At 54.0% G+C, this 24,106-nt stretch carries 25 protein-coding genes, 1 tRNA gene, 1 rRNA gene and 3 pseudogenes; 17 read left to right on the top strand and 13 right to left on the bottom strand.

Annotation, left to right across the window (positions count from 1 at the left end; translation table 11 throughout):
* Positions 1-62: 62 nt before the first annotated feature.
* On the bottom strand, positions 63-1,040 hold the full coding sequence (gene epmA, locus DVA43_RS15765; RefSeq protein WP_103177957.1) for an elongation factor P--(R)-beta-lysine ligase: 978 nt from the start codon (positions 1,038-1,040) through the stop codon (positions 63-65).
* 309 nt (positions 1,041-1,349) lie between these two features.
* On the opposite strand from epmA, the gene frdA reads away from it, so the two are divergent.
* The 5 genes from frdA to DVA43_RS15790 all read left to right on the top strand — a co-directional run bounded on the left by frdA (position 1,350) and on the right by DVA43_RS15790 (position 5,260).
* The gene (frdA, locus tag DVA43_RS15770; RefSeq protein WP_114316093.1) at positions 1,350-3,140 is read left to right on the top strand and encodes a fumarate reductase (quinol) flavoprotein subunit; all 1,791 of its coding nucleotides are present in this window, start codon (positions 1,350-1,352) and stop codon (positions 3,138-3,140) included.
* Positions 3,133-3,867, top strand: coding sequence for a succinate dehydrogenase/fumarate reductase iron-sulfur subunit (locus tag DVA43_RS15775; RefSeq protein WP_114316094.1), 735 nt, complete (start codon positions 3,133-3,135; stop codon positions 3,865-3,867). Before frdA ends, DVA43_RS15775 begins: the two co-directional genes overlap by 8 nt.
* A 10-nt stretch (positions 3,868-3,877) precedes the next feature.
* Positions 3,878-4,273, top strand: a complete 396-nt coding sequence (gene frdC / locus DVA43_RS15780) for a fumarate reductase subunit FrdC (RefSeq protein WP_103822986.1) — start codon at positions 3,878-3,880, stop codon at positions 4,271-4,273.
* A 10-nt stretch (positions 4,274-4,283) separates the two neighbouring features.
* Positions 4,284-4,643 carry a fumarate reductase subunit FrdD gene (gene frdD / locus DVA43_RS15785; RefSeq protein WP_114316095.1) on the top strand — a complete coding sequence of 120 codons (360 nt, stop codon included), beginning with the start codon at positions 4,284-4,286 and terminating at the stop codon, positions 4,641-4,643.
* 86 nt (positions 4,644-4,729) lie between these two features.
* The gene (locus tag DVA43_RS15790; protein WP_103822984.1) at positions 4,730-5,260 is read left to right on the top strand and encodes a lipocalin family protein; all 531 of its coding nucleotides are present in this window, start codon (positions 4,730-4,732) and stop codon (positions 5,258-5,260) included.
* Here DVA43_RS15790 and sugE read toward each other — a convergent pair.
* Entirely contained in the window at positions 5,257-5,574 is a 318-nt protein-coding gene (gene sugE / locus DVA43_RS15795; RefSeq protein ID WP_014882209.1) for a quaternary ammonium compound efflux SMR transporter SugE, read from the bottom strand. The two genes, DVA43_RS15790 and sugE, sit on opposite strands and share 4 nt — an antisense overlap.
* A gap of 271 nt (positions 5,575-5,845) precedes the next feature.
* On the opposite strand from sugE, the gene DVA43_RS15800 reads away from it, so the two are divergent.
* A complete protein-coding gene (locus tag DVA43_RS15800) occupies positions 5,846-6,433 on the top strand; it encodes a LuxR C-terminal-related transcriptional regulator (RefSeq protein ID WP_114316096.1) in 588 nt (195 codons plus the stop codon).
* A gap of 65 nt (positions 6,434-6,498) precedes the next feature.
* Here the strand turns inward: DVA43_RS15800 and ecnB are convergent, their stop codons facing one another.
* The 3 genes from ecnB to efp form a co-directional block, all read right to left on the bottom strand.
* A complete protein-coding gene (gene ecnB, locus DVA43_RS15805; protein WP_114316097.1) occupies positions 6,499-6,645 on the bottom strand; it encodes a lipoprotein toxin entericidin B in 147 nt (48 codons plus the stop codon).
* 106 nt (positions 6,646-6,751) lie between these two features.
* Entirely contained in the window at positions 6,752-6,856 is a 105-nt protein-coding gene (locus tag DVA43_RS15810; protein ID WP_371414038.1) for an entericidin A/B family lipoprotein, read from the bottom strand.
* 93 nt (positions 6,857-6,949) lie between these two features.
* Complete coding sequence (gene efp / locus DVA43_RS15815; protein ID WP_103822981.1) at positions 6,950-7,516, bottom strand: elongation factor P; 567 nt, start codon at positions 7,514-7,516, stop codon at positions 6,950-6,952.
* Positions 7,517-7,556: 40 nt separating this feature from the next.
* On the opposite strand from efp, the gene epmB reads away from it, so the two are divergent.
* The gene (gene epmB / locus DVA43_RS15820; protein WP_114316099.1) at positions 7,557-8,585 is read left to right on the top strand and encodes an EF-P beta-lysylation protein EpmB; all 1,029 of its coding nucleotides are present in this window, start codon (positions 7,557-7,559) and stop codon (positions 8,583-8,585) included.
* 261 nt (positions 8,586-8,846) lie between these two features.
* Positions 8,847-8,963, top strand: a pseudogene (locus tag DVA43_RS25140) (hypothetical protein); the annotation flags it as partial.
* Here DVA43_RS25140 and DVA43_RS15825 read toward each other — a convergent pair.
* Positions 8,959-10,078, bottom strand: a pseudogene (locus tag DVA43_RS15825) (IS3-like element ISSen4 family transposase). The pseudogenes DVA43_RS25140 and DVA43_RS15825 overlap by 5 nt on opposite strands.
* A gap of 72 nt (positions 10,079-10,150) precedes the next feature.
* On the opposite strand from DVA43_RS15825, the pseudogene DVA43_RS15830 reads away from it, so the two are divergent.
* A pseudogene (locus tag DVA43_RS15830) lies at positions 10,151-10,333 on the top strand (hypothetical protein); the annotation flags it as partial.
* 23 nt (positions 10,334-10,356) lie between these two features.
* Complete coding sequence (gene yjeJ, locus DVA43_RS15835; protein WP_114316100.1) at positions 10,357-11,214, top strand: YjeJ family protein; 858 nt, start codon at positions 10,357-10,359, stop codon at positions 11,212-11,214.
* Between the two features lie 84 nt (positions 11,215-11,298).
* Here yjeJ and DVA43_RS15840 read toward each other — a convergent pair whose 3' ends face one another.
* From DVA43_RS15840 to DVA43_RS15850, 3 genes are all read right to left on the bottom strand, one after another.
* Positions 11,299-11,652 carry a DUF4156 domain-containing protein gene (locus DVA43_RS15840; protein WP_103822976.1) on the bottom strand — a complete coding sequence of 118 codons (354 nt, stop codon included), beginning with the start codon at positions 11,650-11,652 and terminating at the stop codon, positions 11,299-11,301.
* A 137-nt stretch (positions 11,653-11,789) separates the two neighbouring features.
* Positions 11,790-13,436, bottom strand: a complete 1,647-nt coding sequence (groL, locus tag DVA43_RS15845; protein ID WP_103822975.1) for a chaperonin GroEL — start codon at positions 13,434-13,436, stop codon at positions 11,790-11,792.
* 44 nt (positions 13,437-13,480) lie between these two features.
* The gene (locus DVA43_RS15850) at positions 13,481-13,774 is read right to left on the bottom strand and encodes a co-chaperone GroES (RefSeq protein WP_032616151.1); all 294 of its coding nucleotides are present in this window, start codon (positions 13,772-13,774) and stop codon (positions 13,481-13,483) included.
* A gap of 177 nt (positions 13,775-13,951) precedes the next feature.
* Here DVA43_RS15850 and yjeH point away from each other — a divergent pair, with 177 nt between their 5' ends.
* Positions 13,952-15,190 carry an L-methionine/branched-chain amino acid transporter gene (gene yjeH, locus DVA43_RS15855; RefSeq protein WP_114316101.1) on the top strand — a complete coding sequence of 413 codons (1,239 nt, stop codon included), beginning with the start codon at positions 13,952-13,954 and terminating at the stop codon, positions 15,188-15,190.
* A 77-nt stretch (positions 15,191-15,267) separates the two neighbouring features.
* On the opposite strand, the gene DVA43_RS15860 is transcribed toward yjeH, so the two are convergent.
* Entirely contained in the window at positions 15,268-15,738 is a 471-nt protein-coding gene (locus DVA43_RS15860) for an FxsA family protein (protein ID WP_114316102.1), read from the bottom strand.
* Positions 15,739-16,073: 335 nt separating this feature from the next.
* Here DVA43_RS15860 and aspA point away from each other — a divergent pair, with 335 nt between their 5' ends.
* The 5 genes from aspA to DVA43_RS15890 all read left to right on the top strand — a co-directional run bounded on the left by aspA (position 16,074) and on the right by DVA43_RS15890 (position 21,664).
* Positions 16,074-17,510: an aspartate ammonia-lyase gene (gene aspA / locus DVA43_RS15870; protein WP_103822972.1), complete on the top strand. Its 1,437-nt coding sequence runs from the start codon at positions 16,074-16,076 to the stop codon at positions 17,508-17,510.
* A 114-nt stretch (positions 17,511-17,624) separates the two neighbouring features.
* Positions 17,625-18,926, top strand: a complete 1,302-nt coding sequence (locus DVA43_RS15875) for an anaerobic C4-dicarboxylate transporter (RefSeq protein ID WP_103791334.1) — start codon at positions 17,625-17,627, stop codon at positions 18,924-18,926.
* Positions 18,927-19,038: 112 nt separating this feature from the next.
* Positions 19,039-19,362: a divalent cation tolerance protein CutA gene (gene cutA, locus DVA43_RS15880; RefSeq protein ID WP_103822971.1), complete on the top strand. Its 324-nt coding sequence runs from the start codon at positions 19,039-19,041 to the stop codon at positions 19,360-19,362.
* The gene (locus DVA43_RS15885) at positions 19,338-21,041 is read left to right on the top strand and encodes a protein-disulfide reductase DsbD (protein ID WP_114316103.1); all 1,704 of its coding nucleotides are present in this window, start codon (positions 19,338-19,340) and stop codon (positions 21,039-21,041) included. The genes cutA and DVA43_RS15885 overlap by 25 nt, the downstream gene beginning before the upstream one ends.
* 47 nt (positions 21,042-21,088) lie before the next feature.
* Positions 21,089-21,664: a transcriptional regulator gene (locus DVA43_RS15890; protein ID WP_103822969.1), complete on the top strand. Its 576-nt coding sequence runs from the start codon at positions 21,089-21,091 to the stop codon at positions 21,662-21,664.
* On the opposite strand, the gene DVA43_RS15895 is transcribed toward DVA43_RS15890, so the two are convergent.
* Positions 21,661-22,251 carry a LysE family translocator gene (locus tag DVA43_RS15895; protein ID WP_114316104.1) on the bottom strand — a complete coding sequence of 197 codons (591 nt, stop codon included), beginning with the start codon at positions 22,249-22,251 and terminating at the stop codon, positions 21,661-21,663. The genes DVA43_RS15890 and DVA43_RS15895 overlap by 4 nt on opposite strands.
* A 36-nt stretch (positions 22,252-22,287) precedes the next feature.
* On the bottom strand, positions 22,288-23,130 hold the full coding sequence (locus DVA43_RS15900; protein WP_114316105.1) for an AraC family transcriptional regulator: 843 nt from the start codon (positions 23,128-23,130) through the stop codon (positions 22,288-22,290).
* 172 nt (positions 23,131-23,302) lie between these two features.
* On the opposite strand from DVA43_RS15900, the gene DVA43_RS15905 reads away from it, so the two are divergent.
* Positions 23,303-23,378, top strand: a tRNA-Phe gene (locus DVA43_RS15905).
* A gap of 531 nt (positions 23,379-23,909) precedes the next feature.
* Here the strand turns inward: DVA43_RS15905 and rrf are convergent.
* A 5S ribosomal RNA gene (gene rrf / locus DVA43_RS15915) occupies positions 23,910-24,025 on the bottom strand.
* Between the last annotated feature and the right edge of the window lie 81 nt (positions 24,026-24,106).

Below are 24,106 nucleotides of genomic sequence, written 5' to 3' on the forward strand. Positions count from 1 at the left end.
CTTACCCGGCCTACAAAATCCGTAGGCCCGTGCAAGCGCAGCGCCGCCGGGCAAACAAAATCTCAGGCGCGATCAACGGTAAACGCAATCACATCACCCAGTTGCTCCGCGCCCAGCGCCAGCATCACCAGACGATCAACGCCCAGCGCCACGCCGGAGCAGTCCGGCAGGCCCGCTTTTAACGCACCCAGTAAGTTGTGGTCGATAGGCTGTTGCGGCAGGCCGCGTGCGGCACGCTTGCGGTTATCCTGTTCGAAACGCTGTTGCTGCTCCCGGGCATCGGTCAGCTCATGGAAACCATTCGCCAGTTCAATACCTTTAAAGTAAACCTCGAAGCGCTCCGCCACACGGTGGTCTTCCGTGCTGATTTGCGCCAGTGACGCCTGGCTTGCCGGGAAGTGATAGACGAAGGTCGGGCGATCTTTACCAATCTGCGGCTCAACACCAAAGGTAAAGAGCATCTGCAGCAGCGTATCGCGATCTTCTTCGGTATCGGCAATGTTGCTGAGATCCAGTTTTGCTGCCGCTTCACGCAGTTGCGTTTTGTCAGCCGAGAGCGGATCAATCTCCAGATGACGCTGGAAAGCCTGCTGATAAGAGAGCGTTTCGGCTTCCGGGCACTCCAGCACCTGTTGCAGCAGGTCGTCCACCTCGTTCATCAGGCGGTACATGTCATAGTGCGGACGGTACCACTCCAGCATGGTGAATTCCGGATTGTGATGACGCCCCATCTCTTCATTGCGGAAACTGCGGCACAGTTGGTACACCGGGCCACATCCGGCTGCCAGCAGGCGTTTCATGTGGTATTCCGGGCTGGTCATCAGATAGAGATTCATCCCCTGAGAGTGACCAGGGCCAACAAAACGGGTTTCAAACGGCACCAGATGAATATCCGTGACCGTCGCCTGACTCATGCAGGGCGTTTCCACCTCCAGCACTCCGCGGTCGGCAAAGAAGCGGCGGATCTCCGCCATAATCGCTGCGCGTTTTAACAGATTGGGGATGGATGCGCTCGGCTGCCAGGTGGCCGTTTCGCTCATGAGAATTTCTCCGATTTCAGACAAGGGGACGAAGTCTACTCGCAACCCAGGGCGGAGACAAATTTTGCCCAGTGAATTTTAGGGTTTTCATAACTTCCAATAATTACGTGACGCAATTCATCAATTGCAGTGATAAATGAAGGGAAATAACCGCAAAAAAATCGAACACGTCAAATTTCCCTTCTTTCCCTACGGCTATACTGCGTTACCCATAAAGGAGCAGTGGAATCGCTTTCGCATTTGCCCTCCGGGGCCCTGCACTACCCCAGGGTAGTCGTGATGCGAATATCAAAAATCTGGAGGAATGTCGTGCATACCTTTCAAGCCGATCTTGCCATTATAGGCGCTGGCGGAGCAGGATTACGCGCAGCGATAGCTGCAGCCCAGGCTAATCCGAACGCTAAAATCGCCCTGATTTCAAAAGTATACCCAATGCGCAGCCATACGGTTGCCGCCGAAGGGGGATCCGCCGCCGTCGCGCAGGATCATGACAGCTTTGATTATCACTTCCACGACACGGTGGCCGGCGGCGACTGGCTATGCGAGCAGGATGTCGTTGATTATTTCGTCCATCATTGCCCGACGGAAATGACCCAGCTTGAGCAGTGGGGTTGTCCGTGGAGCCGCCGGGATGACGGCAGCGTCAACGTGCGTCGCTTTGGCGGCATGAAAATTGAGCGTACCTGGTTTGCCGCCGATAAAACGGGCTTCCATATGCTCCACACCCTGTTCCAGACATCACTCCAGTTCCCCCAGATCCAGCGCTTCGACGAACATTTCGTTCTCGATATTCTGGTCGATGACGGCCAGGCTCGCGGCCTGGTGGCGATGAACATGATGGAAGGTACGCTGGTCCAGATCCGCGCCAATGCTGTGGTGATGGCGACCGGCGGGGCCGGACGTGTCTACCGCTATAACACCAACGGCGGCATTGTGACCGGCGACGGAATGGGCATGGCGTTGCAGCACGGCGTTCCGCTGCGCGATATGGAGTTCGTGCAGTATCACCCAACCGGCCTGCCGGGTTCCGGTATTCTGATGACTGAAGGCTGCCGCGGTGAAGGCGGTATTCTGGTCAATAAGAACGGCTATCGCTATCTGCAGGATTACGGCATGGGCCCGGAAACGCCGCTGGGAGAGCCGAAGAACAAATATATGGAGCTTGGTCCGCGCGATAAAGTGTCCCAGGCTTTCTGGCATGAGTGGCGCAAAGGCAACACCATCTCTACCCCGCGCGGGGATGTGGTCTATCTCGATCTGCGCCACCTGGGTGAGAAAAAGCTGCTGGAACGTCTGCCGTTCATCTGTGAACTGTCCAAAGCCTATGTCGGCGTCGACCCGGTTAAAGATCCGATTCCTGTGCGTCCAACCGCGCACTACACCATGGGCGGTATCGAAACCGATCAGCAGTGTGAAACCCGCATTCAGGGCCTGTTTGCGGTGGGCGAATGCTCCTCCGTTGGCCTGCACGGGGCTAACCGTCTCGGTTCAAACTCGCTGGCGGAACTGGTGGTGTTTGGCCGTCTGGCCGGGGAGCAGGCCGTTGCGCGCGCCGCTGCCGCCGGTGTGGCTAACGACGCCGCGCTCGATGCGCAGGCAGCCGATGTCGAGCAGCGCCTGAAAAATCTGGTGAATCAGGAAGGCAGCGAAAACTGGGCGAAAATCCGCGATGAAATGGGGCTCTCTATGGAAGAGGGCTGCGGTATTTACCGTACGCCGGAACTGATGCAGAAAACCATCGATAAGCTGGCTGAGCTGCAGGAGCGCTTCAAACGCGTGCGGGTGACGGATACCTCCAGTGTCTTCAACACCGATCTGCTCTACACCATTGAGCTGGGCCACGGGCTGAATGTTGCCGAATGTATGGCGCACTCCGCCATGGCGCGTAAAGAGTCGCGCGGCGCGCATCAGCGTCTGGACGAAGGCTGCATCGAGCGTGACGACGTGAACTTCCTCAAGCACACCCTCGCTTATCGCGATGCGGACGGCACGACCCGTCTGGACTACAGCGACGTGAAAATCACCACGCTGCCACCAGCGAAACGCGTTTACGGTGCAGAAGCGGAAGCAGCCGATAAGAAGGAGACGGCGAATGGCTGAGATGCAAACCCTGAAAGTCGAAGTGGTGCGCTATAACCCGGAAGTGGATAGTGCCCCGCACAGTGCTTTCTATGAAGTGCCTTACGATGAACAGACCTCCCTGCTGGATGCGCTGGGCTACATCAAAGACAATCTGGCGCCGGACCTGAGCTATCGCTGGTCCTGCCGTATGGCCATTTGCGGCTCCTGCGGCATGATGGTCAACAAGGTGCCTAAGCTGGCCTGTAAAACCTTCCTGCGTGAATACCCGAAGGGCATGAAAGTCGAGGCTCTGGGGAACTTCCCGATTGAGCGCGATCTGGTGGTCGACATGACCCACTTTATCGAAAGCCTGGAAGCCATTAAGCCATACATCATTGGTAACCCGCGCACACCGGATCAAGGGCCTAACAAACAGACCCCGACGCAGATGGCCAAATACCATCAGTTCTCCGGCTGTATCAACTGCGGTCTGTGCTATGCCGCCTGTCCGCAGTTTGGCCTGAATCCGGAGTTTATCGGGCCAGCAGCCATTACCCTGGCGCATCGCTACAACGAAGACAGCCGCGATCACGGTAAGAAAGAACGTATGACGCAGCTGAACGGCCAGAACGGCGTATGGACCTGTACCTTTGTCGGCTACTGCTCGGAAGTCTGTCCGAAGCATGTCGATCCGGCCGCCGCGATCCAACAGGGTAAGGTGGAAAGTTCGAAAGACTTTCTTATCGCCACCCTGAAACCACGCTAAGGAGTGCATGATGACGACTAAACGCAAAGCCTATGTACGGCCAATGCCGTCCACCTGGTGGAAAAATCTGCCGTTTTATCGCTTCTATATGCTGCGTGAAGGCACAGCAGTACCGGCGGTGTGGTTCAGCATTGAGCTGATGTACGGCCTGTTTGCTCTTAAACACGGTCCGGAAACCTGGGCCGGTTTCGTCGGGTTCCTGCAGAATCCGATTGTGGTGATCCTGAATATCATCGTGCTGGCGGCGGCGCTGTTGCATACCAAAACCTGGTTTGAACTGGCGCCAAAAGCGGCAAATATTATCGTGAAAAACGAAAAACTTGGGCCAGAGCCAGTCATTAAGGGACTCTGGGTGGTGACTGCGGTGGTAACCGTGGTGATTCTTGGCGTAGCCCTGTTCTGGTAAGGAGACCATCGTGATTAATCCAAATCCAAAACGCTCTGATGAACCCGTCTTCTGGGGTCTTTTTGGAGCAGGCGGTATGTGGTGCGCCATTATCGCGCCGGTCATTGTTCTGCTGGTGGGCATTATGCTGCCGCTGGGGCTCTATCCTGGCGATGCGCTGAGCTACGAGCGGGTGCTGGCCTTTGCCCACAGCTTTATTGGTCGGGTATTCATCTTCCTGATGATTGTTCTGCCGCTGTGGTGCGGTTTGCACCGTATCCATCACGCCATGCATGACCTGAAGATCCACGTGCCTAACGGTAAATGGGTGTTCTACGGTCTGGCGGCTATTCTGAGCGTCGTCACGCTGGTTGCCGTGGTCTTTATGTGATCTCTCCCCGCTCTCCCGCCTGCCGGTGGGAGAGCAAAATTCCTGACAGGTTCTACACTTAACAAAAATCCTGTAAGGATATTCTTATGCGCATCCTGCCTGTCATCGCCGCAGTTACCGTTGCGTTTCTGGTTGTTGCCTGTAGCTCCCCTACCCCACCCCGGGGCGTGACGGTTGTTCGTCCTTTTGAAGTCCAGCGATTCCTTGGCACCTGGTATGAAATTGCCCGCTTTGACCACCGTTTTGAACGTGGCCTGGAAAAAGTGACGGCGAATTACAGCCTGATGCAAGACGGGGGAATCCAGGTGATCAACCGGGGCTACAATCCTGCACGCGGCATGTGGCAGAAGGTGACGGGCAAGGCGTACTTTACCGGCGCGTCTGATACCGCAGCGCTGAAAGTCTCCTTCATAGGCCCTTTTTATGGCGGCTATAACGTGATTGCGCTGGATAAAGATTACCGGCATGCGCTGGTGTGCGGGCCAGATCGCGACTATCTGTGGATCCTCTCCCGCACACCGACGATTTCAGATGAGATGAAACAAGCGTTACTGGATTCCGCAACGCGTCAGGGATTTGATGTCAGTAAGCTTATCTGGGTTGAGCAGACCCATTAATGGGTGCTGAGCTTCAGCCCGATAATACCGGCAACAATCAATGCGAGACTGGCAATACGCGCCAGGCTCGCAGACTCGCCCAGCAGTAAAATCCCGGTAATGGCCGCCCCTACCGCACCAATCCCCGTCCATACGGCATAAGCCGTTCCCACAGGCAGCGAACGCATCGCCCAGGAGAGCAGCACGATGCTCACAATCATGGCGGAGACGGTAATCACGCTGGGGGTGAGACGCGTAAAGCCGTGGGTATATTTCAGGCCGATGGCCCATACGACTTCGAGTAAACCGGCAATAAAAAGGATGATCCAGGACATTTCAGGCTCCTTAACTTAAATAACAGTCTGGGGCCGTCCCCGATGAAAGAAACGCTTACAGGTCGTCCTGTAAGGGATAAGAATTTCCTATTGTGAAGAGCTTGAATTCTTTTTTCAACTCGTTTGTTTTATTCAATAGTTGAGACATTAAAGCCAGGAAATAGACGCAATTCGCAGCGAAATTCAGTCATTTATTACTCATCCGACTTCTTTATGATGGGGCACTTCCTGATAGCAGGAAGCGACTATACTTTGCCGATTGCGAAATAAAATGTTCAAAATTCTCTTGATTGACCGGTGTCATTACACCCGTAAGGGCCTGGAAATGTGGATCAATCATTCAGGGCTATTTCCTTCACCCGTGCTGGTGACGGGCCTTAACAATCTCTTTCTTGCCAGAGAGCATATCCTGCAGTGGAAGCCGACGCTGGTTATCGCCGATTTTCAAGGATTTACGTCAGACATTCAGCATATCCAGCAGCTCTCTTCGGTGATAAACGCCAGTAAAACTGTGCCTTTCATTTCGCTTCATTCCGATGAACACCCTGAAATGTCAGCCTTTATGGATACCTTTCCTTTGTGGGCGTCGTTGTCTAAAACGGCCCCGCTGGAAGTACTGGCCCAGACGATTAACGCCGCATTAGCCGCACAGGAAGTCAGTGAGCCAGGGCCTGCCGCGACGCCATTATTGACGCGCCAGGAGGAGAAGGTGTTGATGCTGTGGATGGATGGCGCCAGCAACCACATCATTGCCAGCAAACTGAGGATTCATGGAAAAACGGTTTATACCTACAAGCGCAATATTCGCATGAAGTTGCACATGGATACCCGGTACTCGCCGTTTCTGTCACTGCCCTGAGCGGTAAACTGAGGGTACGGCGATTCGATATTCAGCACCGTACCGCCCAAAATTACGCCTGTGCTTTAGTTCTGTGCTTTAGTTGCCGCACCAGAAATCGCGTTGCCGCCAGAGGAGATATCCTCACCGACGCCGCGAGTGGTATTACAGGCGGTTAATACAGATGAAAGCACCAGGACAGAAAAGATCGCTACACATGTTTTCTTAAGCATAATGTCTTCCTTTTTTAGGCAAAGTTATTTTGTACAGCTACATAAGCATAGCCAGGATCCCGGCGAGTGACGGAAAAGGAAGAATTTTTAGGAAAAGTAGAAAGTATCAGGAGGCGGCGTGCGAAATAGCATTACCCAGGCTTCTGATATCTTCCCCGACACCACGAGCGGTGTTGCAGCCGGAAAGCAGAGCGCTGACAATCATTGTCATCAGGATAATTTTGAGTGTACGCGACATCTTCCATGACCCTTCTTTAGAATGGTAAGGCGCAGCAGACCGCTGCGCCCTGCATCCCGGAATGAATTACTTCACGCGAGAAACGTATTCACCAGAGCGAGTGTCAACTTTGATCACTTCGCCAGTCTGGACGAACAGTGGAACTTTAACCACAGCGCCGGTAGACAGCTTAGCTGGCTTGCCGCCGGTACCTGCGGTGTCACCCTTCAGACCTGGATCGGTTTCAACGATTTCCAGCTCAACGAAGTTTGGTGGGGTCACAGCGATAGGCTGGCCGTTCCACAGGGTCACGATGCACTCCGCCTGATCCAGCAGCCATTTAGCGCTGTCACCGACAGCTTTCTCATCAGCAGAGAGCTGTTCGAAAGTAGAGTTGTTCATGAAGTGATAGAATTCACCGTCGTTGTACAGGTAGGTGAGGTTCATATCAACAACGTCTGCACCTTCAGCAGAGTCGGTGGATTTGAAGGTTTTCTCGATACGGGTACCGGTCAGCAGGCGGCGCAGCTTAACGCGTGCGAATGCCTGGCCTTTACCTGGTTTCACGAATTCACTGGCTTCAACCGCGTACGGTTCGCCATCCATCATGATTTTAAGACCGGCACGAAAATCGTTGCTATAGTAAGTCGCCATAAGGCCCTCTGAAATTGTTAACTGGTAGCTAAGCCACAAAATGGCGCATATTGTAACCCTAAACACCCCATCCAGAGAAGATTGGTTATTGCAACTTGCCGATGTAATCACCAGTCCTGATGAACTGCTACGTCTTTTAAATGTAGACGCTGACGAAAAACTCCTTGCCGGACGGGAAGCGAAGCGCCTGTTTGCGCTGCGTGTTCCTCGCGCTTTTGTTGCACGCATGGAAAAAGGCAACCCTGATGATCCGCTCTTAAAACAGGTGCTTACTGCGCAGGATGAGTTTATCACCGCCCCCGGTTTTAGCACCGATCCCCTTGAAGAGCAGAACAGCGTGGTGCCCGGTTTGCTGCACAAGTACCGTAATCGCGCACTGTTGCTGGTTAAGGGCGGTTGCGCGGTAAATTGCCGGTACTGTTTCCGTCGCCACTTCCCCTATGCCGATAACCAGGGGAACAAGCGTAACTGGCAGACGGCGCTTGATTACATCGCCTCTCATCCGGAACTGGATGAGATCATCTTCTCCGGCGGCGACCCTTTGATGGCGAAGGATCACGAGCTGGACTGGTTAATTACACAACTGGAAGCGATCCCGCACATTAAACGGCTACGCATTCATAGTCGTTTACCGATTGTTATCCCGGCACGTATTACCGATGAGCTGACTCACCGGCTGGGGCGCTCCTCACTCCAGATCCTGTTAGTGAACCATATCAACCATGCCAACGAGATTGACGATGCGTTTCGGGATGCCATGTCCAGGTTGCGTCGGGCAGGCGTGACATTACTCAATCAAAGCGTTCTGCTGCGTGGCGTGAATAACAGTGCTGCGACGTTAGCCGATCTGAGTAATGCTCTGTTTGATGCCGGGGTGATGCCCTATTACATCCATGTGCTGGATAAAGTGCAGGGTGCTGCGCACTTTATGGTCGATGATGAGGAAGCGCGCGCCATAATGCGTGAATTGCTTACCCTGGTGTCAGGTTATATGGTGCCTAAACTGGCGCGTGAGATTGGCGGTGAACCGAGCAAGACGCCGCTGGATCTGGGATTAAAGCAGCATTAATTAAATTGCCTGTTTCACAGGAAGCAGGCAAATTCGATTTTAATTTTTGAGCTGTGCCCGTCGTAATATAGATACATATTAATGTTAGTAGATTAGTAAAATATAAACACTACGAATAATTCTTGTTATTATAACAGAAAATACAGAAGATTATCTGTATGTTTTCTTATAAACTATTGTATTCAATTTCACTTTACTTTTGTTTAACATCATGCAGAATCCTCTGCCGGGACCGTCCACGCTAATAACAAGTGAAAATACATGGGAAATAGTTTGTATCGCAAGGAAGCGATTGAATATAAGAAAAATCACTGGAAAGGAAAAGCATTATTGTTGGCAGGAATTGACCTGCCCCCACGATTAGATACAACACTCAGTTAGTAACGTCGGAATCTTCATTCTCAGAATGACCCTTTCTCCAGCCCGCTGCAAATTCAGACGGTGTCTGATAATTCAGCGTGGAGTGCGGGCGGCATTCGTTATAATCCTGCCGCCAGTCATTAATAATTTTCCTAGCATGAACGATATCGCTGAACCAGTGCTCATTCAAACATTCATCGCGAAATCGTCCGTTAAAGCTCTCAATAAATCCGTTCTGCGTTGGCTTGCCCGGCTGGATTAAGCGCAACTCAACACCATGCTCAAAGGCCCATTGATCCAGTGCACGGCAAGTGAACTCCGGCCCTGGTCAGTTCTTATCGTCGCCGGATAGCCTCGAAACAGTGCAATGCTGTCCAGAATACGCGTGACCTGAACGCCTGAAATCCCAAAGGCAACAGTGACCGTCAGGCATTCCTTTGTGAAATCATCGACGCAGGTAAGACACTTGATCCTGCGACCGGTGGAAAGTGCGTCCATGACGAAATCCATCGACCAGGTCAGATTGGGCGCCGCCGGACGGAGCAGCGGCAGACGTTCTGTTGCCAGCCCTTTACGACGTCTTCTGCGTTTTACGCCCAGGCCACTGAGGTGATAAAGCCGGTACACGCGCTTATGATTAACATGAAGCCCTTCACGGCGCAGCAACTGCCAAATACGACGGTAGCCAAAACGCCTGCGCTCCAGTGCCAGCTCAGTGATGCGCCCTGATAAATGCGCATCAGCAGCCGGACGGTGAGCCTCATAGCGGCAGGTCGACAGGGATAAACCTGTAAGCCTGCAGGCACGACGTTGCGACAGACCGGTCGCATCACACATCAACATCACGGCTTCCCGCTTCTGGTCTGTCGTCAGTACTTTCGCCCAAGAGCCACCTGAAGCGCCTCTTTATCCAGCATGGCTTCGGCAAGCAGCTTCTTGAGTCTGGCGTTCTCTTCCTCAAGCGACTTCAGGCGCTTAACTTCAGGCACCTCCATACCGCCATACTTCTTACGCCAGGTGTAAAACGTGGCATCGGAAATGGCATGCTTGCGGCAGAGTTCACGGGCGGGTACCCCAGCTTCGGCTTCGCGGAGAATACTGATGATCTGTTCGTCGGAAAAACGCTTCTTCATGGGGATGTCCTCATGTGGCTTATGAAGACATTACTAACATCGGGGTGTACTAATCAACGGGGAGCAGGTCAAAGTATCTTATTTATGGATGAGGCGACAAGTCACCTCGACCTTGATAATGAATCATACATTAACCAGGCGATCTCGAATCTAAGCATTACACGCGTGATTGTTGCACATCGTCCTTCAACGATTGCCTCTGCAGATCGGGTTATCGATTTATCTACCCATAAAACGACCTTCCAGTCCGTTTAATAACTCAAAGGGAAAACGCCAAAATGGAAATCAAAGGCATAAATACTGTACCAATCAAACAGGGTGAACGCCTGTCCGTTATGACCTTAAAGGTAAGGGATAACAATGACAACGAGCATATACTCTTCATGCAAATGTCTACCCTCGTTGATTTCCTTACCATTCTTAATAACCGTATGTATAAGGTTTCTCAGCGCATAAAAGAACGAGGGGAGAGTTACAAAGCAGGGTTGATGACTACTATTGAATCGTTGACTAAAAATATCCCTCAAATTACTGCGCAAGAGGTTATGCAACCCGATACCGGCAAACTGGTCATGTCTATGGCACCCAAATTTGCCGATGAAGGATTCACGCTGATTATGTCACTCAATAATCAGCATGTTGTTACTCTCGATATTGGTGACTTAGAGGCTGAATTTATTATGATGGCGATCGTCAAAGCGATTGAAGCCTCTAATGATAAAGAAGCGTTCCAGATGATGGGATCGATTCTGGATTTCATCCTGCTTTATAACGTTGACTTAGCGAATGTCGATAATCTGCGCTATCTCGAGATTAAGCACGAGCCGTGGAAAGAGAGCCTTTTTGCGCATCATCTGGCGGTCTTGTATTGCTTTAATACCGAAAACGGAAAGAAAATCCTTGCCGGCACGGTAATTAAATCTAATGCTCAGCCGAACACGCCGGAAGCTGACAATATTATTCAGCGAGTGGCCTTTTTAACCCCGTCGATTAAAGAGATTCAGGGGAAATATACCCTGTGTCAGACCTTTAGCAGAATTATTCCATCACAGCCTGAAAAAACCCTGGCGAAAGCAAACTGCCTTAAAGCGCTTCAGAACTTCTGTCTTGAGACGCAGGGAACACTGTCTCAGTAAGTTGCGTCGGGCTGAAAAACAGGTTCCATTAACGGCTTGTACGGGTTGCCCTCTCCCGATGGAGAGGGATAATCCGACGATGAATCAGTTCGGGCACTTATAAACCTGGCCCTGCATTTCGCTGGCGGTCGGGACAAAACTCGACAGCAAGCCCTGGGTTGGGCTGCTCACGCCATAAATCACGTTCCCGCCCATCTCCGCCGCATGATTACGCAGAGCGTTTGCCGCGCCGCGCATTGAACCGCCCTCTTCGCCATGCTGCCCAGAAAGCCAGTTACTTTGTTTACCGGTTGCGGTACCGACCAGCTGACATTCACTGCCCGGCTTATCTTCTACAAAGCGAACGCTCTGCCCACCAGAAGAGAGTTCGTTACCGGAACTACAACCCGCCAGCAGCAACGCTGCCGCTACGATCCCTGCACCCACTTTAACGCGCATGTTATTCCTCGTTTTCAATAAGCTGGGCACGTGCTGCCCGCGTCTAAACCTTATACCTAAAAGATGACCAAAAGAAAAACCCCCGATCATTTCTGACCGGGGGTTTATTCATTTCTGCGAGGTGCAGAACAACATGATTACATCATGCCGCCCATACCACCCATGCCGCCCATACCACCAGCAGCACCTAAATCAGGCGCATCGCCTTTTGGCAGGTCAGTGACCATGCACTCGGTGGTGATCATCAGGCCAGCAACAGAGGCCGCGTACTGCAGAGCAGAACGGGTCACTTTAGTTGGGTCCAGGATACCGAAGTCGATCATGTTACCGTACTCTTCGGTAGCGGCGTTGTAACCGTAGTTACCTTCGCCCGCTTTCACCATGTTCGCCACAACAGACGGCTCTTCACCTGCGTTGGAAACGATCTGACGCAGTGGCGCTTCCATTGCGCGCAGCGCAACTTTGATACCTACGTTCTGATCTTCGTTCTGAGCGGTCAGGCCAGCCAGTTTCGCTGCAACGCGAACCAGAGCAACACCACCACCAGCAACCACGCCTTCTTCTACCGCAGCACGGGTCGCGTGCAGGGCATCGTCAACGCGGGCTTTCTTCTCTTTCATCTCAACTTCGGTAGCGGCACCGACTTTGATAACGGCTACGCCGCCTGCCAGTTTAGCAACGCGCTCCTGCAGTTTTTCACGGTCGTAGTCAGAGGTCGCTTCTTCGATCTGCTTACGGATCTGAGCAACACGGCCCTGGATGGCATCTTCTTCACCCACGCCATCGATGATGGTGGTGGTGTCTTTGTTGATAACAACGCGTTTCGCCTGACCCAGGTCTTCCAGCGTCGCTTTTTCCAGCTCCATACCGATCTCTTCAGAGATGACGGTACCGCCAGTCAGGGTAGCGATATCCTGCAGCATCGCTTTACGACGGTCGCCGAAGCCAGGTGCTTTAACCGCTGCCACTTTCACGATGCCACGCATGGTGTTAACCACCAGCGTTGCCAGCGCTTCGCCTTCAACGTCTTCAGCGATGATAACCAGCGGCTTGCCTGCTTTCGCAACGGCTTCCAGCACTGGCAGCATTTCGCGGATGTTGGAGATTTTCTTGTCAGCCAGCAGGATGAACGGGCTTTCCAGCTCAACAGCGCCAGTTTCTGGCTTGTTGATGAAGTATGGAGAGAGGTAACCGCGGTCGAACTGCATACCTTCAACCACGTCCAGTTCGTCTTCCAGACCGGTACCGTCTTCAACGGTGATCACGCCTTCTTTACCGACTTTATCCATCGCTTCAGCGATCAGTTTACCTACGGTTTCGTCGGAGTTAGCGGAGATGGTACCAACCTGAGCAATAGCTTTAGAGTCAGAGCACGGTACGGACAGCGCTTTCAGTTCTTCAACAGCGGACGCGACAGCTTTGTCGATACCACGTTTCAGATCCATCGGGTTCATACCCGCAGCAACGGCTTTCAGACCTTCAGTGATGATAGCCTGCGCCAGTACAGTTGCGGTGGTGGTGCCGTCGCCTGCAGCGTCGTTCGCTTTAGAGGCAACTTCTTTCACCATCTGGGCACCCATGTTTTCGAACTTGTCTTCCAGCTCGATCTCACGCGCTACGGAAACACCATCTTTGGTGATGGTTGGTGCGCCGAAGGATTTATCCAGAACCACGTTACGGCCTTTCGGGCCCAGGGTCACTTTAACTGCGTCTGCCAGTACGTTTACGCCGCGCAGCATTTTCACACGAGCGTCGTTACCGAATTTTACGTCTTTAGCTGCCATTTTAATCTTTCCCTTAAATTCGTATGTTCAGTGTCGTTCGCGGATTACGCTTCAACAATTGCCAGAATGTCGCTTTCGGACATGATCAGCACTTCTTCATTGTCGATCTTCTCGGATTTCACACCGTAGCCATCGTTGAAAATGACGATGTCACCAACTTTAACGTCCAGCGGCTGCACATTTCCGTTTTCCAGAATGCGACCTTTACCGACAGCGATGATTTCGCCACGCGTTGATTTTGCTGCTGCAGAACCGGTCAGAACGATGCCGCCCGCAGATTTGGTTTCAACTTCTTTACGTTTGACGATCACACGATCATGTAACGGACGAATACTCATTGATAGCTCTCCTTTGAGAAAGTCATTATCAGTTATGGGTGACGCCGGGCCGTAAGCGGTTTTCCGGCTAGTGCCCTGAGAGATGGGGATGGGGTTTTACCCCTTCAAGGGGTAGTCGAAAAAAAATTTGTGAAAGTGTTACCATCGCCTCTCTTTTGATGGCGGCAGGACAATGGAATGAGTGGACTCAAACAGGAGCTGGGACTCGCACAGGGTGTTGGCTTACTTTCAACCTCTTTATTAGGTACGGGGGTGTTTGCCGTACCGGCGCTGGCGGCCCTCGTGGCGGGTGATAACAGTCTGTGGGCCTGGCCGGTGCTTATTGTACTGGTCTTCCCGGTGGCGATTGTCTTTGCCCTTCTCGGGCGACACTTCCCGAGCGCCGGTGGCGTGGCGCACTTTGTCGGTATGGCATTTGGCCCGCGTCTGGAGCGTGTCACCGGCTGGCTATTCCTCTCGGTGATCCCCGTGGGGCTGCCTGCCGCCCTGCATATTGCGACGGGGTTTGGCCAGGCGCTGTTTGGCTGGCATGACGCGCAGCTCTTGCTGGCTGAACTGGGTACGTTGGCCATCGTCTGGTGGGTCGGTTCACGCGGCGCCAGTTCCAGCGCCAATCTGCAAACCCTGGTGGCAGTGCTGATTGTGGCGCTGATTGCCGCTATCTGGTGGGCAGGGGATCTTGAGGTGACACAGATCCCCTTCCCTGCCTTAACCGATATCGATCATTCGCAGCTCTTCGCAGCCCTTTCCGTTATGTTCTGGTGTTTTGTCGGCCTTGAAGCCTTTGCGCACCTGGCCTCCGAGTTTAAACAGCCGGAACGTGATTTCCCGCGGGCGCTGATGATAGGGCTGCTGCTGGCAGGTACGGTCTACTGGGCCTGTACGGTGCTGGTGCTTCATTTCACTGCCTATGGTGCCGATATGGCTGCGGCGGCCTCGCTTCCCGCCATCGTGGTCCAGCTATTTGGCGTAAAAGCGCTGTGGGTTGCCTGCGTGATTGGTTACCTCGCCTGCTTCGCCAGTCTGAATATCTACATCCAGAGCTTTGCGCGGCTGGTGTGGTCCCAGGCGCTGTACAAACCCGAAAGCCCCCTCGCCCGCCTGTCCAGACGCCAGCTACCGCTCAACGCCCTGAACGCGGTGCTGGGCTGCTGTGTGATAAGCACCCTGGCAATCTACTGGCTGGATATCAACCTTGACGCGCTTATCGTCTATGCCAACGGCATCTTCATCATGATCTATCTGCTGTGCATGCTGGCGGGATGTCGCCTGCTGAAAGGACGCTATAAAGCGCTGGCGATAATCGGTGGGGTACTCTGCTTACTGCTGCTGGCGATGGTGGGATGGAAAAGTCTCTACGCCATTGTGATGCTGGCGGGATTGTGGTTCTTTTTACCGAAACGGAGTGCGGTGTAAACGCCGGATGGCGCTTCGCTTATCCGGCCTACGAAATCGTAGGCCCGTGCAAGCGCAGCGCCGCCGGGCAACTGACATCAACGGTCGTCTTTATGATCCAGACGGTCGCGCTGATCATCCTTACGGTGATACTCCCCGTCAAAGGTCTCGCCACCGCCCGTTCCGGCGCTAAACCCGCCGCCCGGCATCCGGTTAAAACGCAGATGCGGCAGTAGCTTCAGGGTCAGATGTTTCTGCACAGGCGGTAACAGCAGCAGCAGCCCCAGGAAATCGGTAAAGAATCCCGGAAGCAACAGCAGCAGGCCGGCGATAATCAGCGACACGCTTTTGACCATCTCCGCTGCCGGACTCTCCCCGGCGGCCATCTTCTGCTGCATTAACAGGAAATTTTTGAAACCCTGGTTGCGCACCAGTGACATGCCAATCACCGATGTAAAAATGACCAGAATCAGGGTCAGCAGGACGCCAAACACGTGGGCGACCTGAATAAAAATAGAAATCTCTATATAAACATAAAGAAAGATTGCAGCTAACGGTATCCAGCGCACTGGCTTCTCCTGTGTGGCAGACGCCGTTACGGCCCCTGTCGGTAACAATTTGCGATTCGCGTCTGTCAGAAATGGAGGCGTTTAGTCAAAATTCAATCGGTTTGCACGGATATTTTTTCTGGAAATATTAAAGCGGTGATTCATTTCACAGATTGATAAATATCATGTCGCTGGGTCCATAATAAGTGATCCAGGTTACGGCAATTCGCTATCATCAGCATATCATTCCGGGTATCTGGTCGATTCAGGGGATAATCGTCGGTCAGAAAATAGACATAACCACATATGTACTGTGTGTTTAGTACATCAATCGGCAGCTTGAAAAGAAGGTTCACATGTTAAACAACATTCGTATCGAAGAAGATTTGTTGGGTACCAGGGAAGTTCCAGCGGATGCCTATTATGGTATTCACACTCTGAGAGCGATTGAAAACTTCTACATCAGCAACAGCAAAATCAGTGACATCCCTGAGTTTGTGCGTGGCATGGTGATGGTGAAGAAAGCGGCAGCCATGGCAAACAAAGAGCTGCAAACCATTCCAAAAAGCATCGCCAATACCATCATCGCCGCCTGCGATGAAGTGCTGAACAACGGCAAGTGCATGGATCAATTCCCGGTAGACGTCTATCAGGGCGGCGCGGGCACGTCAGTGAACATGAATACCAATGAGGTGCTGGCAAACATCGGTCTCGAGCTGATGGGCCACCAGAAAGGTGAGTACCAGTACCTGAACCCGAACGATCACGTCAATAAATGCCAGTCTACCAACGACGCCTATCCGACCGGTTTCCGTATCGCCGTATACGCTTCCATCGTGAAGCTGGTTGATGCCATTAACCAGCTGGGCGAAGGTTTCCAGAACAAGGCCGTCGAATTCCAGGACATCCTGAAAATGGGTCGTACCCAGCTGCAGGATGCAGTGCCAATGACTCTCGGTCAGGAGTTCCACGCATTTAACGTGCTGCTGAATGAAGAGACCAAAAACCTGATGCGCACCTCTGAGCTGCTGCTTGAGGTGAACCTGGGTGCAACGGCGATTGGTACGCGTCTGAATACCCCGGACGGCTATCAGCAGCTGGCGGTGCAGAAGCTGGCCGAAGTCTCCAACCTGGCGGTGGTGCCAGCAGAAGACCTGATTGAAGCCACCTCCGACTGCGGCGCCTACGTGATGGTGCACAGTGCGCTGAAACGCCTGGCGGTGAAACTCTCCAAGATCTGTAATGACCTGCGCCTGCTCTCTTCCGGGCCACGTGCCGGTCTGAACGAAATCAACCTGCCGGAATTGCAGGCGGGCTCCTCCATCATGCCAGCCAAAGTGAACCCGGTGGTGCCAGAGGTGGTTAACCAGGTGTGCTTCAAAGTCATCGGCAACGACATTACCGTTACCATGGCTTCCGAGGCGGGTCAGCTGCAGCTGAACGTGATGGAACCTGTGATTGGCCAGGCGATGTTTGAATCCATTCATATCCTGACCAACGCCTGCTACAACCTGCTGGAAAAATGCATCAACGGCATCACCGCCAACAAAGCGGTATGTGAAAGCTACGTCTATAACTCCATCGGGATCGTCACTTACCTCAACCCGTTCATCGGTCATCACAACGGCGACATCGTCGGTAAGATCTGTGCGGAAACCGGTAAGAGCGTACGAGAGGTCGTACTTGAGCGTGGCTTGCTGACAGAAGCCGAGCTGGATGATATCTTCTCCGCGCAAAACTTAATGCACCCGGCCTATAAAGCAAAAAGATATACGGATGAAAGTGAACAATAACAGTTCAGGTTAAACTTCATGAAGGCACGTCAGATGACGTGCCTTTTTTCTTTTTAGGCGTTACCAAAACACAACAATTTAATATCAACTTGTTAATAAGCAAGGTAGGAACTTATGTTCGGAGCAGAACTCGTCATCGTCCTGTTGGCGATATACTTAGGCGCAAGACTCGGGGGGATCGGCATCGGTTTCGCCGGGGGTCTCGGCGTGCTTGTCCTCACTCTCTTTCTCCAGATTAAACCCGGTGCTATCCCGTTTGACGTTATTGAAATCATCATGGCGGTTATCGCCGCTATCGCAGCCATGCAGGTTGCAGGCGGTATGGACTATCTGGTGAGTCTGGCGGAGCGTATGCTGCGCCGTCATCCAAAATACATTACCTTCCTTGCTCCGCTGGTCACCTGGTTTATGACCATTCTGGCCGGTACCGGCCATACTGCATTCTCCACCCTGCCGGTGATAACCGAAGTGGCGAAAGAGCAGGGCATCCGCCCCTCCCGTCCGCTCTCTATCGCCGTTGTCGCATCGCAGATTGCCATCACCGCCTCGCCCATCTCGGCGGCAGTGGTGTTCTTTGCCGGTATCCTTGAGCCGCTGGGCGTGAGCTACCTGACGCTGCTGGCGATCTGTATTCCGGTGACCCTGATTGCCGTGATGATCACCGCGGTGTTCTGTAACTTCCTCGGCGCCGAGCTGAAAGACGATCCGGTCTATCAGGAGCGTCTGGCAAAAGGCGAAGTGAAGCTGCGCGGCAGCCAGGCGTTTATCCTGAAGCCACACGCTAAGCGCTCCGTGCTGCTGTTCCTGATCGGCATTGTCGCGGTGATGTTCTACGCCACCGCCATCAGCGATACCGTTGGGTTGATCAAGAACCCGGTCCTGCCGCGTAACGAAGCGATCGTGGTGTTTATGCTGACCATCGCCACGCTGATTAGCATCACCTGTAAAATCGACACCAGCGAAGTGCTCAACGCCAGCACCTTCAAATCCGGTATGAGCGCCTGCGTGTGTGTGTTGGGCGTGGCCTGGCTGGGCGATACCTTTGTAAAAGCGCACATCACCGATATCCAGACCGTGGCGGGCGACCTGCTGCATAATTATCCGTGGTTGCTGGCGGTGGTGTTGTTCTTTGCCGCGACCCTGCTCTACTCTCAGGCGGCCACCACCAAGGCGCTGATGCCTGCGGCACTGATGCTGGGCGTCTCACCGCTCACCGCCATTGCCTCTTTTGCTGCCGTCTCGGCGCTGTTTGTGCTGCCAACCTACCCGACCCTGCTGGCCGCGGTCGAGATGGATGACACTGGCTCAACCCGCATCGGTAAATATGTCTTTAACCACGCCTTCCTGATCCCGGGTGTGATTGCCATTACCCTGTGCGTGATCCTCGGCTTCATCATCGGCGGGATTGTGCTGTAAATCCTTTTTGGTTGTAAAAAGAGTTAAAGTCGGGCCGCTTAGCGGCCCGATTCATTAATGAGCAGCGTCCCGTCGTGGTATAGTGATTTTTTTGCGATAACGAGGTCGACCTGTGAACACGCCTGACACTGTTGTTGTACTCTGTACCGCCCCCGATGAAGCGACCGCTCAGGATTTGGCTGCCAAAGTGCTGGCAGATAAGCTCGCCGCCTGCGTGACCATCCTCCCCGGCGCCACCTCCCTTTACTACTGGGAAGGCAAACTGGAACAGGAGTATGAAGTGCAGATGCTGCTCAAATCGAGCGTGGCGAAACAGCAAGCGCTCCTCGACTGCCTCAAATTGCATCACCCTTACCAGACTCCGGAGCTGCTGGTGCTGCCAGTGCTCCACGGCGATAACGACTATCTCTCATGGCTCAACGCTTCCTTACGCTAATCCTGCTGCTGTGCAGCACATCCGTTTTTGCCGGGTTGTTTGATGCACCCGGCCGCTCGAACTTCACCCCTGCCGATCAAGCTTTCGTGTTCGATTTTCAGCAAAACCAGCATGAACTGACTCTCAACTGGAATGTGAAGGAGGGCTATTACCTCTATCGCAAGCAGATCAGCATCACGCCCGCTCAGGCGCAGGTTGGCAAACTCCAGTTGCCTGCGGGCGTCGCCCACGAAGACGAATTCTACGGCAAAAGCGAAATCTACCGGGGCCAGCTGTCAGTTCCCGTAACGGTGGATCAGGCCGCTAAAGGCGCCACCCTGACGGTCACTTATCAGGGCTGTGCCGACGCCGGGCTATGCTATCCGCCAGAGACGAAAGTGGTGCCGCTGAGCGAAGTCAAAGCGGCTGCTGCATCTCTTCCCGTCTCTCCTGAGAAGAGGGAAACGGCCCCAGCAAAAACCGGCAGTGAACTGCCCTTCTCCGCCCTCTGGGCCTTGCTGATCGGCATTGGCATCGCCTTCACGCCGTGTGTGCTGCCCATGTACCCGCTCATCTCCGGCATCGTGCTCGGCGGTAAGCAGCGCCTCTCTACCGCCCGCGCGCTGTTGCTGGCGCTTATTTACGTGCAGGGGATGGCGCTCACCTATACCGCCCTCGGTCTGGTGGTCGCGGCGGCTGGGCTCCAGTTTCAGGCAGCGCTCCAGCATCCGTGGGTGCTCATCGGGCTGTCGATCGTCTTTGTCCTGCTGGCGCTGTCGATGTTTGGTCTCTTCAGCCTGCAGTTGCCTTCCTCCCTGCAAACCCGCTTAACGCTGATGAGCAACCGTCAGCAGGGCGGCTCCGTGGGGGGCGTGTTTGCCATGGGCGCTATCGCCGGGCTGATCTGCTCGCCCTGCACCACGGCGCCACTCAGCGCGATCCTGCTCTACATCGCCCAGAGCGGCAATATGTGGCTCGGCGGTGGCACGCTCTATCTCTATGCCCTGGGAATGGGTCTGCCGCTGATTCTGGTGACGGTATTCGGTAACCGTCTGCTGCCGAAAAGCGGCCCGTGGATGGAGACGGTCAAAACCGCGTTTGGCTTTGTGATCCTGGCCTTGCCGGTCTTCCTGCTCGAGCGCGTGATCGGTGATGTCTGGGGCCTGCGCCTGTGGGCGATGCTGGGCGTGGCCTTCTTTAGCTGGGCCTTTATCAGCAGCCTTAGTGCCCGCAAGCCGTGGATCCGCATTGTGCAAATCCTGCTGCTTGCCGCCGCGCTGGTCAGCGTGCGTCCGCTACAGGACTGGGCATTTGGCGCACCGGCCGCGCAAAGCCAGGCCCACCTGAATTTTATGCCGGTTAAGAACGTCGATGACTTACATCGCGCGCTGGCTCAGGCGCAAGGTAAACCGGTGATGCTCGACCTCTACGCCGACTGGTGCGTCGCCTGCAAGGAGTTTGAAAAATACACTTTCAGCGACCCACAGGTGCAAAATGCTCTGAACGATACCGTTCTTTTGCAGGCTAACGTCACAGCAAACGGTCCAGAGGACAAAGCCCTGCTGAAGGCGCTGAATGTACTCGGTCTGCCCACCATCCTGTTTTTCAACGCTCAGGGTGAGGAGCAGCCCGCTCAACGGGTAACCGGCTTTATGAATGCCGCCGCGTTCAGTGCGCATTTGCGCAATCGCCAACCGTAAACGACACTTTAAGCGGGAAAGTACGAAAGTAGACGGAGGAATAAACCGTGCAACGTGAAGATGTTCTGGGCGCAACCCTGCAGTTGCTTGAAATACAAGGGATAGCCAGCACCTCGCTGGAGATGGTTGCTGAACGTGTCAATTATCCTCTGGATGAACTACGTCGTTTCTGGCCCGATAAAGAGGCGCTGCTGTACGATGCCCTGCGCTACCTGAGCCAGCAGGTGGATACCTGGCGCAGGCAACTGATGCTTAACACCGAGCTCTCGGCAGAGCAAAAACTCATGGCGCGCTATTCCGCGCTCACCGAATGCGTGCGTAATCACCGCTATCCGGGCTGCCTGTTTATTGCCGCCTGCACCTTTTACCCGGATCCCGACCATCCGATCCATCAACTGGCCGATCAGCAAAAACGCGCCTCTCATGACTTTACGCATGAATTGCTGACCACCCTTGAAGTGGACGACCCGGCGATGGTGGCGAAGCAGATGGATCTGATCATAGAAGGCTGTCTTAGCCGGATGCTGGTGAATCGAAGCCAGGCCGATGTCGATACTGCCCAGCGGCTGGCGGAAGATATTCTGCATTTCGCGCAATGTCGCAAAGGTGGGGCGCTGACTTAAGCCAGCATCCCCGCCCAGGCAGAAATAAAGAGACAGAGCGCCATCAGGCGCTGAAAACGCACCATGGCGGCAGGGGTGCGAAACAGCCTGTTTACCGCCTGCCCCAGCCATGCCCAGCCCAGCAGGCAGGCCACCGAAATCAGTAAAAACCAGAGCGCCATCAGCGCGATCTCCCGCAATGCCCCCTCTCCCGCCGGTGCAAACAGGCTGACAACCGCCAGCGCCATCATCCAGGTTTTGGGATTGATAATCTGCAATAGCGCCGCGGCACGCGCGGTGAAGCGGGTATAGGTATCCCCGGATAAATTTGCCGCAGGCGCGCAAAAAAGCTGCCAGCTCATCCAGCTTAACCACAACACCCCGGCCCAGCTCATCACCTGGCGCACCAGCGGATACTGCCGCAGCATCTCACCCGCTCCGGCTCCCGAAATCAGCACAATGGCGCTGGCTGCCGCGCAGGCACTCACCAGCGCAGGCAGGATCGCCTTCACGCCGTAGTGCTGGCTGTTGGTCAGGATCAGAATATTGGTGGGCCCCGGCGTTATCGAGGCGACAAAAGCAAATAACAGAAACGGTATCAGGTTCACAGGTGGCTCCTTTTTATCAGAGCCCTGACAGTGCCGCTATTTTCTGGAAACGTCTGGAAGGTTTGTGCACAACCTCCGGTAGTGGGCTGGCGTAATGCGATAGGCGCGCTGGAACCAGCGCCCGAGATGGCTTTGATCGGCAAACCCCAGCGCTGCCGCTACATCGACGGGCTGATCCCCGCGGGCCAGAAACTGCCGCGCTTTTGCCAGCCGCAGCTGAATCAGCCACGCATGAGGGGCCAGGTGAAACTCACGCTTAAAGCAGCGGGTGAGCGTGAAGCGATCGGTGCCCGTCTCCCGGGCCAGATCGGAGAGGCCAATATTGTCGCCCAAGTGGGCATAGAGATAGTCCCGCGCCCGGTGCGCCACCGCCGCGCTCTGCAACTGTGAGGGCAATTTTCTGCGCCAGTGGCAATGGGAGGTCAGTTGAGAGAGCAGATTATCCATCGTGCTTTGCTGGACGATCTTCATCTCGTCAGTGTGCAGCGTCGCAAAGGTGTCGCCAATGGCGCGTACCAGTTGCGGCTCGCGGGTCAGGGTTTGCGTGAAATGCAACGAATAGCTGCCGGGTGTTGAGTCATACAGGCCATGCAGGGTATCGGTCAACCAGCGCTCATCAAGATAGAACGTCAGATAGGTGAAGCCCCCCGCAACAGGGGCATCACCGTCGTGGATCTCACCCGGCTCAAGCAGAAACGCATCACCCGGATGGCTACGATGACGTTCACGACGGCAATGAAACTGCTGGGTACCGCTGAGGGTGATGCCAACCAGATAACTGTCGTGCCAGTGAGGATCAAAGGCATGCCCTTCAAAGTGCGCCTTGATCGTTTCTATTCCCGTATCTGCATGCTGTCGCAGCTCAAGCCAGTCTTTCACCGTCGCGCCCCCTTTTTGGCTTTCAGCATTGCCCGAGATGACCTTTCTGTCTGGAAGATTTGTGCAAAATCGACGCGTAAACCGACAGATTGCCGCAAACTTAAGCAATTGAACAGCGATTCCCGAAATAAGGTTGACGATTGTACGTGATTACGGTTTAATGCGCCTCGTTGCCCGGATAGCTCAGTCGGTAGAGCAGGGGATTGAAAATCCCCGTGTCCTTGGTTCGATTCCGAGTCCGGGCACCACTATTTAAAGAACCCGCCCAAAAGGCGGGTTTTTGCTTTCTGAGAGCCGGACTCTTTATCGAACGATGTTCGATTATTCGCCGCAAGCGGCTCACCCCTCCGGGGCCAGCGCGACAAGCGCGCTGTTCAACGCCTGCGGCGTTAGTCCGAGTCCGGGCACCACTATTTAAAGAACCCGCCCAAAAGGCGGGTTTTTGCTTTTCAGGGTTCTGTCAGCTCCCCCTCCTTCAAGCCTGCTTATGGCCTCTTGCATCTCTCACGTAACGTATCTCTTCGTGCCGCAGACAGCGGTTCACCCCACTGACATCTTTGGTACAACATCGCTTAAAAAGGGCCTCATAACGCGACTCAAGGCGCCAGACATGCATCAGTTAAAAGATCGACTGCTGGTACATGCGCGATCCTGTTGAAAAGGGGAAATAAACGAAGGAAGAAATACATTCAGGCCGATAAGCGCAGCGTCGTTCGGCGTGCTGCGGCGCAGAAACGCAAAAAGCCCATCCGTGAGGATGGGCTTTCGGCTTGTTTGATGCCTGGCAGTTCCCTACTCTCGCATGGGGAGGCCCCACACTACCATCGGCGCTACGGCGTTTCACTTCTGAGTTCGGCATGGGGTCAGGTGGGACCACCGCGCTACAGCCGCCAGGCAAATTCTTGGTGCTCTGTACACAATACTTTATCGCATCAGCCGCGTTGGCCGCACTCGTAAAGTCAGTCACATACTTCAG

Origin of the sequence: Leclercia sp. W6 (assembly GCF_003336345.1) — a bacterium.
Taxonomy (GTDB): Bacteria; Pseudomonadota; Gammaproteobacteria; order Enterobacterales; family Enterobacteriaceae; genus Enterobacter.